Source organism: Micromonospora eburnea (genome assembly GCF_900090225.1).
GTDB classification, from domain to species: Bacteria; Actinomycetota; Actinomycetes; order Mycobacteriales; family Micromonosporaceae; genus Micromonospora; species Micromonospora eburnea.
Window position 1 is genome coordinate 740,805 of record NZ_FMHY01000002.1, and the last position, 15,972, is coordinate 756,776.

A 15,972-nucleotide genomic window follows, 5' to 3' on the forward strand; every position below is an offset into this window, starting at 1 on the left:
CCGACGCTACCGGCTGATCCGTGGCGGCGGGTCGTCGGCACGGCGACGACGACGCCACACCAGATAGCCGCCACCCGCCGCCACCAGTACGCCCAACGTCGCCAGCCCGCGCGCCGTCGCGCCGTCGCCTGCGTTGTCGCCCGGTGCCGTCGCCTGCGCCGAGGCGGGTGGGGTGGCCGCCACCGACTCGAAGCCGAGTGGAGGCACGTCCGCGGTGAGCGCGGCGACCAGATCGATGACGCCGTAGCCGTACTCGTCGTCACGGCCGGGCGGTCCCTTGTCGATAGCGGTGGCAGTCAGCCGATGCGCAACCTCCCGAGCAGGCAGGTTGGGGAACTTCGAGCGGACGAGGGCAGCGGCCCCGGCAACGATGGCTGTTGCTGCCGAAGTTCCCGTGCCCTTGGAGTACTTACCGTCATAACTTGTGCTGTAGATGTCGACAGCAGGGGCCGCAACATCGATCTCGGGCCCGGTCACTGACACTGCGGCGTGCCTGCCGAGACGGTCAACGCCGGCAACGGCTATAACGCCATCCTGAGAAGCAGGATAGCCCACACTTGTGTCATCCGGGCGATTTCCAGCTGCCGCGACGATGACAATATTTGCGCGGAGGGCCATTTTCACCGCGTGTTCGAGTCGAGCATTTCTCTGGGTGACGGCAGAGATGCAAATGACGTCCGCTCCCTGTCGTACTGCATATTCTATGCCGGCCGCAAGCTGTTCGGCGTGTCCTCCATCGCTGACTGGCTTTCCGCGAATCGGTAATATTTTCGCCTCTGGGGCTATGCCAAGTGTCCCAGTTCCGTCCCTTTGGCCATGGGCCGCAATGAGGCCAGCCATTGCAGTGCCGTGGCCATCCAGATCCCGTCGTCCGTCGCCGCTCGCCGTCATATCAATTCCAGGCAGCAGGTTATCGGCCAAGTCGGGATGTGGATCCACGCCGGTGTCTGGCACGCCGATCGTAACGCCTGCGCCACGGCTAATTCTGTTGGCGTTCGCTACCCCCAGAAAACCGAGGTGCCACTCATCTGCCCGGACCTGTTCGGCTCCGGACGGCTGAGGTGCGGCCGAGGCTGTTACCGCCGGCATGATTATCTGCATTAAGGCGATGAGAACTCCAAAGGCGGTGGAGATGCGATATTGCATCACCGATCGAGGCCGATGGCAGGCCCAGGGTCGATTGGATCTTGGTCATTCGGTGGGCGAACAACCGGGTTGACCCCAGTGTCGGTTTCCCACGGGTTGTCCGGGTCCCAGCGATGAGTCCTGACCTCGCCTTGCTCGCTCCGGCCCGGCCGGCCGACTGGCCCTCCGGTGTTCGATGTTCGTGGGCCTATTCCCAGCGTGCCTCCCGTTGGGGGCATGCCACTCATCCCGTTCGGAGGGAAGGCGCGGCCAACACCCGGGCGGGAACCCGCAGCACCTGTCGGTGCTGTTCCTGCACCGCCACCCCCAATTACGCCGCCTACTGGGTTGACCCTGCGAGGCGAGACTGCGCCCCCTCCGGATTCGCGGAGTCCTGGTGTGCCGCCGATTAGGCCGCCTGGCGGCATCGGCCGAGGCGAAGTGGTGTGAGTCTCGCCTCCGGAATTTGAGCGGCTGGCTGTATTCGGTTGTCCGTTCTGGGAGCCAAAGTTGGGTACACGACCTACGGCATGGGAAACCGGCGGCAGGCTTGGTGGCACTCCTACGCTGCCGGCCGACGCTGAGGGTGGTGAGGTGCCCGGCAAGTTCGGGCCGCCGTGTGTAGACGCGAGGCCGGTGTCGACCCCACCGAGGACAGGCCCCGGTCCAGATGCCACCCCTGGCTGCGGGGCGGTCGGCAGCGAAACTGGTCTAGTCGTAGTCGATCTGCGGCTTGCTCGTGACTCAGGGCCAGTAGATGCCATTGGTACTGGCACGATCGGTGGGAGAACTGGAGTGACGGCGCTGCCGTAGACGTCGGGGTCGAGGTGCTCTCGTCCAGGCCATGTCTTGGGTGCGGGTGGGGGTTGGCGGAGCATTACTTGGGCTTGTTGGAGTTCTCCGCTCAGTCCCGTCATCAGGCTCCGCGCCCGGATGTTCAGTTGCTCCAGGTCCGCGTCCGTCACCGGCGGCCGTTCGGGCAGGCGGCTGCCGGCCACCGCCTTCGGGTCCGCGAGCGTCGCCTCGTACGCCTGCTTCTGTTGGAGTTTGGCGGCGTACTCGTCGTAGATCGGCTTGAGGTCGGCGCGGGTGCTGGCGATGGCGCGCGTGGCGGCCGCGAGCGCGTCGTGGTTCGTGGCGGCGGCGTCGTGGGTGCGTTGCGCCTTGTCGATGAGCTGGTCCAGCTCGGCGAGGTACGCCCGCGCGGCCGCATTGGTCTCCGGCGGCCAGGCTTCGGCGAGGCCGCGGCGGTATTCCTGGAGCCGGCTGAGGTGCGTCCGGGCGAGTTCGCAGATCTTGCGCCACCCGGCGACCTGCTTCCACTGCCCGGTGGTCTCCTGGTCCTGCAGGCATGCCCACATGCTGGGCACGCTCATCAGCCGCCAGTCGGTGAGGCCCGAGGTGCGGCCGTGGCCCCGCTCGATCATGGCAGCACCACCGGCCCGTCCACCGTCGAGGTCGGATCGGACAGCACGGGGAGCGGTCGTGATCCGGCCATGCCGGAACGGCCCAGGGCCCGCTCGACGTCGGCGACCCGGGCGGCGGAGAACGCGTCGGTGTGCACGTACTGATCGGCGATCCGGCCCGCGGCGTCGGCGAGGTGGCCGGTGGCGGGGCCGAGGTCCCATACGGTGTGGACGGTGGCCTGCTGGGTCTCGTGGTGGGCCTGGAGGAACTGGACCAGCTCGATGAACGCGTCGGCCGGGTTGGGGACCGGCGCCTTCATGTCGTCGGCGATGTACGACAGGTGCGGGGCGTAGTTGCGGGTGACCTCGTCCTGGAGCCGATCGGCGAACTCGCGCATCTGTCGGATGTCGGCCTCGATGCCGCCGTAACCTCGTAGCCAGCCTGCCGGCCGGCCCTCCTCGGGGATCATCGGCCCTCCCTCTGTGTCACCGCATGGTTTCCCAGGGTGAGGTTAACGGCTCGGCGGCGTTCCTGGCAGTCCCGGCCGACGGCCGGGCGCAGCCGTCGTGCCCAGTATCAGCGGGGCAGACCGGAGGCGCGCCACGCGCCGGGACCGGCGACGAGCGCCGCGCCCCCCGGACGGGCGCTGCGCGTCCACCGCGATACGGGGGCCGGCGCGGTGGCCACGGCCGGTCGGGTCCGCGTAACGATCGCGCCGACCAGGGCGGCCAGTTCCTCGGGGGTGGGCACCCCGCGGACGATCCGGAACAGCGGCTCTTCGGCAGACATGAGTTTCAGGGTACGCGTCGAGAACTTGACCTTCCTCGCACAGTGGCGTGCCGGCGATGTGCCCGTTGGAACAGCCGGGTACGGTTTCAGCGATGTCGAACGCGCTGCCCCAACTTATCGCTGGCCGGTACCGGCTCATCTCGCCGCTCGGTCAGGGTGGCATGGGCCGCGTGTGGAAGGCACGTGACGAGGTGCTGCACCGGGACGTGGCCATCAAGGAGCTGGTCCCGCCGCCCAGTCTCACCCCGGAGGAGCGCCGCGAAATGCGGGAACGCTCGCTGCGGGAAGCGCGGGCGATCGCCCGGCTGAACAACGTCAACGTGGTCCGCATCTTCGACGTGCTGCGTACCGACGGCGATCCGTGGATCGTCATGGAGTACGTGCCGTCCAGGTCGTTGCAGGACGTCCTCGCCGAGGATGGGCCGGTGTCGCCGGCCAAGGCGGTTCAGATCGGTTTCGGGGTGCTGGGCGCGCTGAAGGCCGCCCACAAGGCCGGCATCATGCACCGCGACGTGAAGCCGGGCAACGTGCTGATCGGCAACGACGGCCGGGTGGTGCTCACCGACTTCGGCCTGGCCACCATCCCGGGCGACCCGAACGTCACCCGTACCGGCATGGTGCTCGGCTCGCCCGCGTACATCGCGCCGGAGCGGGCCCGGGACGGCACGGCGGGGCCGGAGGCCGACCTGTGGTCGCTGGGCGCGACGCTCTACGCCGCCGTGGAGGGCAAGTCTCCGTACGCCCGGCCGTCGGCGATCGCCACCCTGGCCGCACTCGCCGTCGAGCCGCTGCCGCCACCGAAGAACGCCGGGCCGCTCAAGCCGGTCCTACAGGGCCTGCTGCGTAAGGATCCGGCCGAGCGGATCACGGCCGAGGTGGCGGAGCGCCTGCTCCGTAAGGCCGCTGGGCGGCGTGCGCGGAGCATCTCGCTGCTGGACGGCGTACGCCGGCCGGGGCCGAACGGTCCGCGTGAGCCGCGCCCACCGCTGGTGCCGGCGCCGCGTCCGGCCGACGAACGCGTCGGGCGGCCTCCGGCCACCCCGGCTCCGCGTAAGCCCGACCAGGGCCCGGCCGCCGCCGGCACGGCGGACGACGCGACCGCCAAGGTGCCCGACAGCCTGGACGCGACGCCCACCGCGAAGGTGGCCCCGCCGGCCGTCGACCCGCCGACCACGAAGCTCGCCTCGCCGGCCGCCGAGCCGACCACGAAGCTCGACGCCGCCCCGGTGCTCGACGCGCCGGAGCCCGTCGACGTCGAAACGGCGGTGGACGGATCCGACCCCGCCCTCGACGAGACGCGGATCGACAGCACGCCGGCAGCGGCACCGGTGGAGCCGCCGGCCCCGCCGAGCGCATCCGCCCAGGCGGAGCCGGTGAGTCCGGCACCGCCGTCCGGACGGGCCGCGGCCATTCCGGGTACGAAGCCGGAGCGCAACCGGCGCAACCTGCTGATCATCGCGCTGGCTGCGGTCCTGGTGCTCGGCCTCGCGGTGGCCGTGCCGCTGCTGACCAGCGGCGACGACAACGGCGCCGAGCAGCCGGGCGCTCCGACCCCGGCCGCCTCCGCGTCGCCGTCCGCGACCAGCGCCGCGCCGCCGACGTCGGCCGCCCCGACCAGCGCCGCCCCAAGCCCGACCCCGTCGAAGACCCTGGCATCGGGTGCTGCCCTGCCGGCCGGTTGGGAGCTGTACAAGGACGAGACTGGTTTCTCGGTGCCGGTGCCGCCCGGGTTCAGCCTGGACTATCGCCGCCACTTCGGATCTGGTCCGGAGGACTGGCGGGTGAGATTCAAGGACGGACGAGGCCGCGCCCTGCTGATCGACCAAACCACTCGGCCGCTCAAGGACGCCGAGGCGGACTGGCGCCAGCAGGAAGCGCGCCGGAAAAAGGACTACACCGGATACCAGCACGTCAAGATCGTCTCGGTGGACTACTGGCGTGAGGCGGCTGACTGGGAGTGGATTTACACCGAGGGTGGCCGGCAGCTTCACGTCCGAAACCGGGGTTTCGTGACGGCGCCCGACAAGGGTTACGCGATCCGCTGGGACTGCCCGGAGAAGGACTGGGCGGCGAACGAGCCCATCTTCAAAATCATCGCCGACGGATTCGTGCCGGTGCGGCAGTGATTCGCGTGGCCTGCTGTCGGTGAGCGCCGGAGACGACGGTGGCGGCAGCGGGACCAGCTGTCCCGCTGCCGCCGATCTGTTTTTCGGGATCCGTCAGGCGGTGTTGTTGGCCAGCGCGAGCAGCCGGCTGCGGTCACCGTTCCAGTAGTTCCGGTCCACGTTGCCGCTGATCCCGGAGACGCTGCCGCTGCTGGTGTACTGCCAGAAGCTCCAGACCGGCGCGCCGGCCGGCAGGGTGCCGGCCGAACCGCACCAGCAGGCGATCCACAGCGGGCTGTTGGCCCACGGGCCGGTCCAACTGCCGGTGCACTGGTTCCACCAGCTGGTGGTGGTGTAGATGACCGCGTACCGGCCGGTGCGGGCCTTGTACCGGTTGAGGAAGTCGTTCACCCAGGTACGCATTCCCGAGGTGCTCAGGCCGTAGCAGTAACCACCGCTGTACGGGTTCGCCTCCAAATCGAGCGCGGCGGGCAGGGTGCGGTTGTCCGCCGACCAGGCGCCACCGTTGCTGGCCAGGAAGTCGGCCTGGGCGGCGCCGCCGGACAGGTTCGGCCGGGCGAAGTGGTAGGCGCCACGGATCACCCCGGCGTAGTAGGCGTTGGGGTAGTTGGTGTTGAAGGACGGGTCCTTGTAGGTCGTCCCCTCGGTCGCCTTGATGTACGCGAACTCGATGCCGGCGTTGCGGACACTGGTCCAGTTGATGCTGCCCTGCCAGTTGGAGACGTCGATGCCGGCGACCGTGGCGGCCGAGGCGGGCGTGGCGCCGACGAAGAGGGCCGCCGCTGCCGTGGCGACGACGGTGAGGCCGGCGGTAAGCATCCGGCGCAGGGAGATTCTGGTACGAGCCATTGATGCCTCCTGGGACGGTAGCTAATTGACGACCATCATTGAAGACAAGTGCCCGTTCCGGCAAGAGTGTCTGAAGAATTTTTCATAGACGGGAACCGTTGCCTCGGTGGCTGGCCAGTGCCGGCCGGGGCGGGCCAGCTCGGGCCGGTAGGCTGCCCGCCCATGCCCCTCATCGACGGCCTCACCACCCTCTGGGACAAGCTGCTGAGCGCGCAGCCCGCCCCGCCGCCGCTGCTGGTGCTGATCACCGCCGCAGTCGCGCTGGCCGTGGTCGCCACCCGGGTGCCCTGGCGGGTCGCCCGCAACGCGGTCACCATCGCCCACGAGGGCGGCCACGCACTGGCGGCGTTGCTGACCGGACGGAAGCTGCGCGGCGTCCGGCTGCACTCGGACACCTCCGGGCTCACCCTCTCCGCCGGGCGGCCCACCGGGCCGGGAATGGTCCTCACCCTGCTCGCCGGGTACATCGCCCCATCGCTGATCGGTCTCGCCGGGGGATGGCTGCTCGCCGGCAACCGGATCACCCTGCTGCTCTGGATCGCGGTGGCGCTGCTGCTGGCCATGCTGGTGCTGATCCGCAACGTGTTCGGTGTGCTGTCGCTGCTGGTCACCGGCGGTGTGGTGCTCGCCGTCTCCTGGTACGCGTCGCCGCAGGTGCAGGCGGCGTTCGCCTGGACGTCGGTCTGGTTCCTGCTCTTCGGCGGCGTACGCCCGGTGTTCGAGCTGCAACGGGTACGCAGCCGGGGCCGGATGCCCGAGTCCGACGCCGACCAGCTCGCCCGGCTCACCCCGTTCCCGGCGCTGTTCTGGGTGGCCGTCTTCGCCCTGGTCAACCTGGCCGTCCTGGTCGGCGGCGCGCTGCTGCTCGCCGGCCCGATCCTCAGCGACGCGGGCCTCACCCTCTGACAGCCGGCGCCGGCCCGGCGAACGCGGCGGTCCGGATCGCTGTCCGTCGGCCGGCAGGCGAGCGGATCCCGGCCGACGGGGTTCCCTGGCCGAACTGGAGAAAATGGTCGGCCGACCGGGCAACCGCACCCCCGGCGCCAGGCGTATCCACTGCGACCGCGACGGGGGAGGTAGCAGGGTGTCGGACGCCGACGGGTTCGACGAGTTCTACCGGGGCAGCCGGCAGCGGCTGCTCGGCTTCGTCTACGCGCTCACCGGCAATCTCGCCGAGGCCCAGGACGCCGTGCAGGAGGCGTACATCCGGGCCTGGCAGCGCTGGTCGACGGTGCGCGGGTACGACGACCCGGAGGCCTGGGTGCGGGTGGTGGCGAGCCGGATCGCGGTGAGTCGGTGGCGCAGCCTGCGCAGCCGGGCTCGGGCGTACCTGCGGCACGGGGCGGAGGAGACGACCCCCGCGCCCAACAGCGACACGGTCGAGGTGGTGGCCGCGCTGCGCCGGCTCCCCGAGGAGCAGCGCACCGCCCTCGCGCTCTACTACCTGCTCGGCATGCCGGTCGCCGAGGTGGCCCGGGAGACCGAGGCTCCGGTCGGCACGGTGAAGGCGCGACTCTCCCGGGGGCGCGCCGCGCTCGCCGGACTGCTCGCGGTCGTGGACCTGGAGGAGGCCACCGATGCGTGACGACGACCTGGCGTTCGTCGAACTGATGCAACGGGAGCTGCGGGACGTCCGCTGGCCCGAGCCGGCCGAGATCCGGGCCCGGGCCCGGCGCCGCAGCCGGCGTACGGCGGTGGTGGCGGCCATGGCGGTGCTCGCCGTCACCTCGGCCTCCGCCGTCGCGGTGGCCGCGCGTCCCGGCCTGCCGACGGCCCCGGCGTCCGTGGCGGCCACGGCCGAACCGTCGCCGTCCGAGCGGGTACTGGCCGAGGTGCCGCTGGACGTGCTGCTCGGGCCGGCCGACGTGCGGACGCAGAGCGAGGCGCTGACCCAGGCGGGGCTGGACGAGCCGGTCCGGGTCGACGCCCAACTGCTTCTGTGCCACAAGCGCCAGGGGCACACCGCGAGTTGGGAGTCGTCGCGCTACTCGCGTTCGGTGACCCTGGTGCGGTCGCGTTCCGCCGTTGCCGACAACGCATCCGCCGAGTTCGTGCTCTCCGAGGACGTCTACCGGGTCGCGCCGGAGGTGGGCAGACGGTTCTTCGCCGGGATCGACAAGATGCTGGCGCCCTGCGAGAACTGGCGGTCCCGCGGGCCGACCCAGTGGCAGGGCGAGGTGGTCGACGCCGAGGTGATCCACCGCTGGCAGGTGGTGGACCGGAACTTCGCCGGCACCGAGTCGGTGCTGCTGCGGCACACGGTCGGCCAGGCCCGGAACCTGAAGACCGGTCAGGCGTTCGGGTCGCCGTCGCCGCCCGCGAGCACGGCGGTCGTCCGGGCCGGCGACCTGGTCTCGGTGATCAAGCTCGGTCGAGACGGCACCGAGCCCGAGCTGCGCCGCCTGGCCACCGTCGCGGCGGAACGCATGTGCCCCGCCGCGAACTCCCGCTGCTGACCGCCCTCGGCCCTCAGGCGCCACGCAACCTCAGGGAAGCCGCCGCCTCCCGGCGTCGGGAGGGGCCAGCTTCCCCGGGGTTACGCGGATCAGGCGGACGAACCGTCAGAGCGGGATGTTGCCGTGCTTCTTGGGGGGCAGGGTTTCGCGTTTGGTGCGGAGTACGCGTAGGGCGCGGGTGATGTGGGTGCGGGTTTGGTGGGGTGGGATGACGGCGTCGATGTAGCCGCGTTCGGCGGCGATGTAGGGGTTGGCGAGGGTGTCTTCGTATTCGGCGATCTTTTCGGCGCGGGTGGCGGTGGGGTCTTCGGCGTTGGCGAGTTCCTGGCGGTAGAGGATGTTGACCGCGCCTTGCGCGCCCATGACGGCGATCTGTGCGGTGGGCCAGGCGAAGTTGAGGTCGGCGCCGAGGTGTTTGGAGCCCATGACGTCGTAGGCGCCACCGTAGGCCTTGCGGGTGATGACGGTGACCTTGGCGACGGTGGCTTCGGCGTAGGCGTAGAGGAGTTTGGCGCCGCGGCGGATGATGCCGTCCCATTCCTGACCGGTGCCGGGTAGGAAGCCGGGCACGTCGACGAAGGTGAGCACCGGGATGTTGAAGGCGTCGCAGGTGCGGACGAAGCGGGCGGCTTTCTCGGAGGCGGCGATGTCGAGGGTGCCGGCGAACTGCATCGGCTGGTTGGCGACCACGCCGACGGGGCGTCCTTCGACACGGCCGAGACCGACGATGATGTTCTGTGCGTAGAGGGGTTGGACCTCAAGGAAGTCACCGTCGTCGAGGACGTGTTCGATGACCTGGTGCATGTCGTAGGGCTGGTTGGCCGAGTCGGGGATCAGGGTGTCCAGTTCCCGGTCGGTGTCGCTGATGTCCAGGCTGGCCGGGGTGTCGTGCACGGGGGGTTCGTCGAGGTTGTTCGACGGTAGGTAGGACAGCAGGGTCTTGACGTAGTCGATGGCGTCCTGCTCGTCGCTGGCGAGGTAGTGGGCGTTGCCGCTACGGGTGTTGTGGGTACGGGCACCACCGAGTTCCTCCATACCGACGTCTTCACCGGTGACGGTTTTGATCACGTCGGGGCCGGTGATGAACATGTGGGAGGTCTGGTCGACCATCACGGTGAAATCGGTGACCGCCGGGGAGTAGACAGCGCCGCCGGCGCACGGGCCCATGATCAGCGAGATCTGGGGGATGACGCCGCTGGCCCGTACATTGCGGAAGAAGATCTCGCCGTAGAGGCCGAGGGAGGCCACGCCTTCCTGGATCCGGGCGCCGCCGGAGTCGTTGATGCCGACGACCGGACAGCCGATCTTCATGGCCAGGTCCATCACCTTGACGATCTTCTCGCCGAACACCTCACCGAGAGATCCGCCGAAGACCGTGAAGTCCTGCGCGAAGACACACACCTGCCGGCCGTCGACCGTGCCGTAGCCGGTGACCACACCATCACCGTACGGGCGGGTCCGCTCCAGGCCGAAGTTCGTGGACCGGTGCCGGGCGAACTCGTCCAACTCGACGAACGAACCCTCGTCGAGCAGCATCTCGATCCGCTCCCGCGCGGTCTTCTTCCCCCGGGCGTGCTGCTTCTCGACCGCACGCGCCGACCCGGCGTGCACCGCCTCGTCGACCCGGCGTTCCAGGTCCGCCAACTTCCCGACGGTCGTGTGGATGTTGATCCCGGTCTCGGTAGTCACCCAGGGAATATAACGACGGTTCAGCCGGACCCCGTTGTGCAGTGCGCCTCACGGGCTTCCCGGCGACCCGACCCGACCGGGCCGTAGGCTGGCGGGATGCCCGGCTCCCCGTACACCGATCTGGACCGCCCGCCGCTGTCAGCGGCCCGGCTGCGGCGCGCGCTGGTCGCCCCGCACGGGCCGTGGCGCCGCCTGGAACTGCTCGCGGAGACCGGCTCGACCAACGCCGACGTGGTCGAGGCCGCCGCGGCCGGCGAGCCGGAGGGCCTGGTGGTGGTCGCCGAGCGGCAGACCACCGGCCGGGGCCGGCGCGGCCGGGTCTGGCAGTCGCCGCCGCGGGCCGGCATCGCGACCAGTGTCCTGCTCCGGCCCGGCGAGGCCGTCGCGGAGCGCGGCTGGTCGCCCGTGCCACCCGCGGGGTACGGCTGGCTGCCGCTGCTCGCCGGGGTCGCGCTGGTAGAGGTGGTGGCCCGGCTGGCCGAGCTGGACGCCCGCCTGAAGTGGCCCAACGACCTGCTGATCGACGGTGCCAAGTGCGCCGGGGTGCTGGCCGAGGCGGTGCCGGGCGGCACGCCGGCCGGGCCGCCCGCGATCGTGCTCGGCATCGGCCTCAACGTCACGCTGCGCGCCGACGAACTTCCAGCGAACCCGACCGGGCTGCCCGCCACCTCGCTCCAGCTCGCTGGGGCCGCCGCCACCGACCGGGACCCGCTGCTGCGTGCCCTGCTCCGCTCGCTCGCCGACTGGTACGACCGCTGGCGCGTGGCCGGCGGCGACGCGGTGGCCAGCGGCCTGCGGGAGGCGTACGTGTCCGCCTGTGCCACCGTCGGCCGGGATGTCCGGGTTCTGCTCCCCGACGGCCGCGAGGTACGCGGCACCGCCACCGGCGTCGACCCGGACGGTCAGCTCCTGGTCGACGGCCCAACCGGCGTACTCCGCCTCGCCGCCGGCGACGTCCTCCACCTGCGGTGAAAGGAGGGGCCCCTGATTAACGCCTGCGGTAGAGCAGGGGACCCCTGTTAACAACGCGGCAGCCCCCTCCGTGCGGCCGATCCCCGCTACGAGCGTCGACCGGTTACGGTCAGCGCGTCCTGTTCTGCGAGGAGGTTTCCGTGGCGTTCCCCGAAGACGTGCTCACCGAGGACGAGCACGTCGTGCTGCACCTGCACCCGCACTGGAAGGCGCTGATCCGGCCGATCCTGGTGCTGGTGCTCGCCGTCGCGGCGGTGGTCGCGGGCTGGATCCTGCTGCCCGAGGGCAGCGGCGGCACGATCGCGCTCTACGTGATCGCCGCGCTCTGCCTGGCGCTGGTGCTCTGGCTGACCCTGTGGCCGTACCTGGTCTGGCGTACCACGCACTATCTCTTCACCAACGAGCGGGTGCTGCTCCAGCAGGGGGTCTTCTCCCGTGACCGGCGGGACCTGCCGCTGACCCGGATCAACGACCACTCCATGCACCAGCGTTTCATCGAGCGGCTGCTCGGTTGCGGCACGCTCACCATCGAGTCGGCCGGTGAGCGGGGGCAGTCGGTGCTCCACGACGTCCCGCACGTCGACAAGGTGCAGACCCGGCTCTACGAGCTGGTCGAGGCCCACCACGACAAGCACAGCCTGGGCGACGGCGAGATGCGTGAGATCCTCGCCGACATGCGCGACGGCAAGCCGCTGCGCGATCCCTCGGCCTGAACCCTCGGGCTCCGATCAATGAGGTTTGTCGCCACCCGTAGGCGGCGACAAACCTCATTGATCAGGGATGTCGGGCGGACCGACGCGCCGCGGGGCGCGCGGTCAGGAGCGGGGTAGGCGGCGGGTGCCGCCCTGGAACTCGGTGGCCAGCTCCGGGTTCAGGCCGGCGCCGAGGGTACGACCCAGGCCGGTGTCCGCCTGGGCGGGACGCCCCTGCTGTGGGGCGTAGTCGGCCGGTACGTCCGGCCGGGGCTCGGTCTCCTCCAGCTCGCTGACCGACTCGGCCAACTCCGCCACCGGGTCCATCTCGGCCACGTTGTCCCATTCGTCGCGCGGGATGGCGTGCCAGGCCTCGTCGACCTGCTCGGGCGGTGGCTGGAAGACGAACGTCCGGTACGACCAGAAGCGGAACACGGTGGCCAGCAGGACGCCGCCGGTCTTCGCCCCGTTCAGTGCCAGCAGGCTGGTGATGCCGAAGCCGTACTTCGCCGCGGCCAGGACACCCACCTCGATGGCCAGGCCGGTGGCGTTGAACAGGAAGAACAGGGTGTATTCCCGACGAAGTGCCGACTTCGGTCGATCGCGGTACGTCCAGTGGCGATTCATGAGGTACGACGTGATCGTCGCCACGATGGTCGCGATCACGGTCGCCTTGAGCTGGCCGTCTCGAAAGAGGGTGAGTGCCAGCGCATTGAACACCGCGTAATTGATGACGGTGTTGACGCCACCGACGACGCCGAATTTCAGCGCCTCATGGATGAACTTCTGCCAGCGTTCGGGCAGACGGACTCCAGGCATGCGAAGCACCTTAGGCAGCGGGCAGGGCCGGCTCGGCCCGGCGGGGACGGGATGGGTGGAGGCTCACGCCTCGGACTCTCGCTCGTGGCTCGTTCCCGGAGCGGGAGGAGTTCCCGCTTCCACGAAAACGAACCGCCGGTACGACCAGAAGCGGAACAGCGTCCCGAGGCCGGTGCCGACGACGAAGCTGGCCACGTTGTCGGCGAGGGCTGTCTGGAACACGCGGGGCCAGATGGCGCCCAGCCCGTAGCGGCTCAGCGCGAGGCAGCCCACGGCGATGCCCAGGCCAACCCCGTTGAAGAAGAAGAACAGCGCGTACTCGCGGGCCGGGTGCGAGCGCTGGCGGTGCCGCCAGGTCCAGAACCGGTTACCGAGGAAGGCGAGGGTGGCCGCGACCACCGTGGAGATGGTCTTCGCCAGTAGCGGCGACGCGTGCTGCACGCTGGCCAGGTAGTTGAAGAGCGCCAGGTCGAGGAGGAACGCGAGCCCGCCCACCGTAGCGAACTTGCTCAGCTCACGGACGAGGTGACCGAAACGGTCGAGCAGACCCCTGATCAGACCCCGGCGGGTCTGCGGAGCCCCCGGTTGGTCTCCGGTCATCGTCGCGGCCACCCGCAGAGAGTACCGGTTGGACGTATCCCGGGGCGGTAGCAACCGCGAGCGGGGCCGGCGCGGGGGTCGTCTCGGCCCCTGGACGGCCCGCCGTGCGGCGTATCGATGACGGCGTCTCCTCCGGTGCGCGCCGTCCGTTCCGGACGGCGGTGTGGCCGTTCCGGAGCCGGTGAGCGCAGCGTAACCGGCCGGGTCGAAATTGTGGACGGGATCACGGAATCGCGGTTCGCGACATCCGGGTGGCCTTCCGTGCATGGCGCATCCGGTCCGGGTGGCGCCGCCGACGGGGGCTGAAGGTTTCCCACAGGATTTGCGTGAAACTGCGCGCGAAAGCGGGTATCAGATCGTGATGCCGCAGCGTGGCCGTACCTTGTGCAGTTCTTCACAACCAGTCCCACTGACTCGCGAGGCAGCCCGGTTTACGCTGAGCCCAATCCCAGGTTTCCACGAAGGCGACGCCATGGCTCGCCAGAACTCGTGCATCCCATACATCGGTCAGCGTCGACCACAAGGAGATGTGACATGGTTGCTCCGGCTACTGTTCGGGGTATCGATCAGGCCCCGACGTCCCACCCCAAACTACTCGCCTGGGTACGTGAGGTCGCGGAACTGACCACCCCCGACCGGGTGGTCTGGGTGGACGGGTCCGATGAGGAGTGGCGCCGCCTCACCGACGAACTCGTCGAGAACGGCACCCTGATTCGGCTGAACCCCGAGAAGAAGCCCAACTCGTTCTACTCGCGGACGGACCCGACGGACGTCGCGCGGGTCGAGGAGCGCACCTTCATCTGTTCCGTGGACGAGGCGGACGCCGGCCCCACCAACAACTGGATGGCCCCGGCCGAGATGAAGCGCGTCATGACGGACCTCTACCGGGGTTCGATGCGGGGCCGCACCATGTACGTCATTCCGTTCTGCATGGGCCCGGTCGAGGCGAAGAACCCCATGTTCGGCGTCGAGATCACCGACAGCCCGTACGTGGTCGCCTCGATGCGGATCATGACCCGGATGGGGTCGAAGATCCTGGCAGCGATGGGTGACGACGCCGACTTCGTGCACGCGCTGCACTCGATCGGCGCCCCGCTCGCCCCCGGGCAGCAGGACGTGGCCTGGCCGTGCAACGACACGAAGTACATCTCGCACTTCCCGGAGACCCGGGAGATCTGGTCCTTCGGCTCCGGTTACGGCGGCAACTCGCTGCTCGGCAAGAAGTGCTACTCGCTGCGGATCGCCAGCGTGATGGGGCGCGACGAGGGCTGGCTCGCCGAGCACATGCTGATCCTCAAGATCACCTCGCCGGAGGGCCGGGTCTACCACATCGCTGGCGCGTTCCCGTCGGCCTGCGGCAAGACGAACCTCGCCATGCTGGAGCCGACCATCCCGGGCTGGAAGGTCGAGACCATCGGTGACGACATCGCCTGGATGCGGTTCGGCCCGGACGGCCGCCTCTACGCGATCAACCCCGAGTACGGTCTCTTCGGCGTCGCGCCGGGCACCGACTGGAAGACCAACGCGAACGCGATGCGGACGCTGGACCGGGGCAACTCCATCTTCACCAACGTGGCCCTCACCGACGACGGCGACATCTGGTGGGAGGGCATGGGCGAGCCGCCGGCCCACCTGATCGACTGGAAGGGCAACGACTGGACGCCGGAGAGCGACCAGCTCTCGTCGCACGCGAACAGCCGGTTCTGCACCCCGATCACGCAGTGCCCGATCCTGGCCGACGACTACTACGACCCGAACGGGGTCCCGATCGACGCGATCCTGTTCGGCGGCCGGCGCCGGGACACCGTCCCGCTGGTCACCGAGGCCCGCGACTGGGTGCACGGGGTCTACCTGGGCGCCACGCTCTCCTCGGAGACCACCGCCGCCGCGTCCGGTGCGGTCGGTGTGGTCCGCCGTGACCCGATGGCCATGCTGCCGTTCATCGGATACCACGGCGGCGACTACTTCCGGCACTGGATCGAGATGGGCAAGGGCGCCGACGGCGACGAGTCCAAGCTGCCGAAGATCTACTACGTCAACTGGTTCCGCAAGGACCCGGACGGCAGCTTCCTCTGGCCGGGCTTCGGCGAGAACTCCCGGGTACTCAAGTGGATCATCGAGCGGATCGAGGGCCGTGCCGAGGCCGTCGAGACCCCGATCGGCATGGTCCCGGCCCAGGACGCGCTGGACGTCGACGGCCTGGACATGACCCCGGAGGACGTCCGGATCGCCCTCAAGGTCGACCCGGAGGAGTGGCGCAAGGAGCTGCCGCTGGTCACCGAGTGGTTCGAGAAGTTCGGGGACAAGCTCCCCGGCGTTCTCTGGGCCGAGCTGGACGCCCTCCGCGCCCGCCTCGACGTGGAGCCGCAGAAGTAGCTCCAGCCTTCACCCGTTCCCACCCTGTTGATCAAGGAGTTTGCGTCAATTTCCCGCCGGATTGCGACGCAA

At 69.7% G+C, this 15,972-nt stretch carries 14 protein-coding genes; 7 read left to right on the forward strand and 7 right to left on the reverse strand.

Annotated features, from left to right (window positions below):
- Positions 1–6: 6 nt before the first annotated feature.
- The 3 genes from mycP to GA0070604_RS03780 form a co-directional block, all read right to left on the reverse strand.
- On the reverse strand, positions 7–1,146 hold the full coding sequence (mycP, locus tag GA0070604_RS03765; RefSeq protein WP_377593682.1) for a type VII secretion-associated serine protease mycosin: 1,140 nt from the start codon (positions 1,144–1,146) through the stop codon (positions 7–9).
- A 1,402-nt stretch (positions 1,147–2,548) separates the two neighbouring features.
- Positions 2,549–3,001: a hypothetical protein gene (locus tag GA0070604_RS03775; RefSeq protein ID WP_091114174.1), complete on the reverse strand. Its 453-nt coding sequence runs from the start codon at positions 2,999–3,001 to the stop codon at positions 2,549–2,551.
- Positions 3,002–3,108: 107 nt separating this feature from the next.
- On the reverse strand, positions 3,109–3,321 hold the full coding sequence (locus GA0070604_RS03780) for an acyl-CoA carboxylase subunit epsilon (protein WP_091114178.1): 213 nt from the start codon (positions 3,319–3,321) through the stop codon (positions 3,109–3,111).
- Between the two features lie 92 nt (positions 3,322–3,413).
- Here GA0070604_RS03780 and GA0070604_RS03785 point away from each other — a divergent pair, with 92 nt between their 5' ends.
- Positions 3,414–5,447 (forward strand): serine/threonine-protein kinase, encoded by a 2,034-nt coding sequence (locus GA0070604_RS03785; protein ID WP_091114183.1) that lies wholly within the window; start codon positions 3,414–3,416, stop codon positions 5,445–5,447.
- Positions 5,448–5,540: 93 nt separating this feature from the next.
- Here GA0070604_RS03785 and GA0070604_RS03790 read toward each other — a convergent pair whose 3' ends face one another.
- Positions 5,541–6,296, reverse strand: coding sequence for a GH25 family lysozyme (locus GA0070604_RS03790; RefSeq protein ID WP_091114186.1), 756 nt, complete (start codon positions 6,294–6,296; stop codon positions 5,541–5,543).
- 162 nt (positions 6,297–6,458) lie between these two features.
- Here GA0070604_RS03790 and GA0070604_RS03795 point away from each other — a divergent pair, with 162 nt between their 5' ends.
- From GA0070604_RS03795 to GA0070604_RS03805, 3 genes are all read left to right on the forward strand, one after another.
- Entirely contained in the window at positions 6,459–7,202 is a 744-nt protein-coding gene (locus tag GA0070604_RS03795; protein ID WP_091114190.1) for a M50 family metallopeptidase, read from the forward strand.
- A gap of 178 nt (positions 7,203–7,380) precedes the next feature.
- Positions 7,381–7,881 (forward strand): SigE family RNA polymerase sigma factor, encoded by a 501-nt coding sequence (locus tag GA0070604_RS03800; RefSeq protein WP_091114194.1) that lies wholly within the window; start codon positions 7,381–7,383, stop codon positions 7,879–7,881.
- Positions 7,874–8,752, forward strand: coding sequence for a hypothetical protein (locus GA0070604_RS03805; protein ID WP_091114196.1), 879 nt, complete (start codon positions 7,874–7,876; stop codon positions 8,750–8,752). The genes GA0070604_RS03800 and GA0070604_RS03805 overlap by 8 nt, the downstream gene beginning before the upstream one ends.
- Positions 8,753–8,857: 105 nt before the next feature.
- Here the strand turns inward: GA0070604_RS03805 and GA0070604_RS03810 are convergent, their stop codons facing one another.
- Positions 8,858–10,441, reverse strand: coding sequence for an acyl-CoA carboxylase subunit beta (locus tag GA0070604_RS03810; protein ID WP_091114199.1), 1,584 nt, complete (start codon positions 10,439–10,441; stop codon positions 8,858–8,860).
- Between the two features lie 96 nt (positions 10,442–10,537).
- Here GA0070604_RS03810 and GA0070604_RS03815 point away from each other — a divergent pair, with 96 nt between their 5' ends.
- Both GA0070604_RS03815 and GA0070604_RS03820 read left to right on the forward strand, forming a co-directional pair.
- Positions 10,538–11,413, forward strand: a complete 876-nt coding sequence (locus GA0070604_RS03815) for a biotin--[acetyl-CoA-carboxylase] ligase (RefSeq protein WP_091114203.1) — start codon at positions 10,538–10,540, stop codon at positions 11,411–11,413.
- Positions 11,414–11,553: 140 nt separating this feature from the next.
- Positions 11,554–12,126, forward strand: coding sequence for a PH domain-containing protein (locus tag GA0070604_RS03820; protein ID WP_091114207.1), 573 nt, complete (start codon positions 11,554–11,556; stop codon positions 12,124–12,126).
- A 102-nt stretch (positions 12,127–12,228) separates the two neighbouring features.
- On the opposite strand, the gene GA0070604_RS03825 is transcribed toward GA0070604_RS03820, so the two are convergent.
- Positions 12,229–12,924 (reverse strand): GtrA family protein, encoded by a 696-nt coding sequence (locus tag GA0070604_RS03825; protein ID WP_091114210.1) that lies wholly within the window; start codon positions 12,922–12,924, stop codon positions 12,229–12,231.
- 63 nt (positions 12,925–12,987) lie between these two features.
- Positions 12,988–13,524 (reverse strand): GtrA family protein, encoded by a 537-nt coding sequence (locus GA0070604_RS03830; RefSeq protein WP_091126885.1) that lies wholly within the window; start codon positions 13,522–13,524, stop codon positions 12,988–12,990.
- A 534-nt stretch (positions 13,525–14,058) separates the two neighbouring features.
- Here GA0070604_RS03830 and GA0070604_RS03835 point away from each other — a divergent pair.
- A complete protein-coding gene (locus GA0070604_RS03835; protein WP_091114212.1) occupies positions 14,059–15,900 on the forward strand; it encodes a phosphoenolpyruvate carboxykinase (GTP) in 1,842 nt (613 codons plus the stop codon).
- Positions 15,901–15,972: the final 72 nt, after the last annotated feature.

Excerpts from the sequence above, each read along its gene's own strand:
- GA0070604_RS03825 (WP_091114210.1), bottom strand. The coding sequence starts at position 12,924 with ATGCCTGGAGTCCGTCTGCCCGAACGCTGGCAGAAGTTCATCCATGAG.
- GA0070604_RS03805 (WP_091114196.1), top strand. The coding sequence starts at position 7,874 with ATGCGTGACGACGACCTGGCGTTCGTCGAACTGATGCAACGGGAGCTG.
- GA0070604_RS03780 (WP_091114178.1), bottom strand. The coding sequence starts at position 3,321 with ATGTCTGCCGAAGAGCCGCTGTTCCGGATCGTCCGCGGGGTGCCCACC.
- GA0070604_RS03815 (WP_091114203.1), top strand. The coding sequence starts at position 10,538 with ATGCCCGGCTCCCCGTACACCGATCTGGACCGCCCGCCGCTGTCAGCG.
- GA0070604_RS03835 (WP_091114212.1), top strand. The coding sequence starts at position 14,059 with ATGGTTGCTCCGGCTACTGTTCGGGGTATCGATCAGGCCCCGACGTCC.
- mycP (WP_377593682.1), bottom strand. The coding sequence starts at position 1,146 with ATGCAATATCGCATCTCCACCGCCTTTGGAGTTCTCATCGCCTTAATG.
- GA0070604_RS03785 (WP_091114183.1), top strand. The coding sequence starts at position 3,414 with ATGTCGAACGCGCTGCCCCAACTTATCGCTGGCCGGTACCGGCTCATC.
- GA0070604_RS03790 (WP_091114186.1), bottom strand. The coding sequence starts at position 6,296 with ATGGCTCGTACCAGAATCTCCCTGCGCCGGATGCTTACCGCCGGCCTC.
- GA0070604_RS03795 (WP_091114190.1), top strand. The coding sequence starts at position 6,459 with ATGCCCCTCATCGACGGCCTCACCACCCTCTGGGACAAGCTGCTGAGC.
- GA0070604_RS03775 (WP_091114174.1), bottom strand. The coding sequence starts at position 3,001 with ATGATCCCCGAGGAGGGCCGGCCGGCAGGCTGGCTACGAGGTTACGGC.
- GA0070604_RS03830 (WP_091126885.1), bottom strand. The coding sequence starts at position 13,524 with ATGACCGGAGACCAACCGGGGGCTCCGCAGACCCGCCGGGGTCTGATC.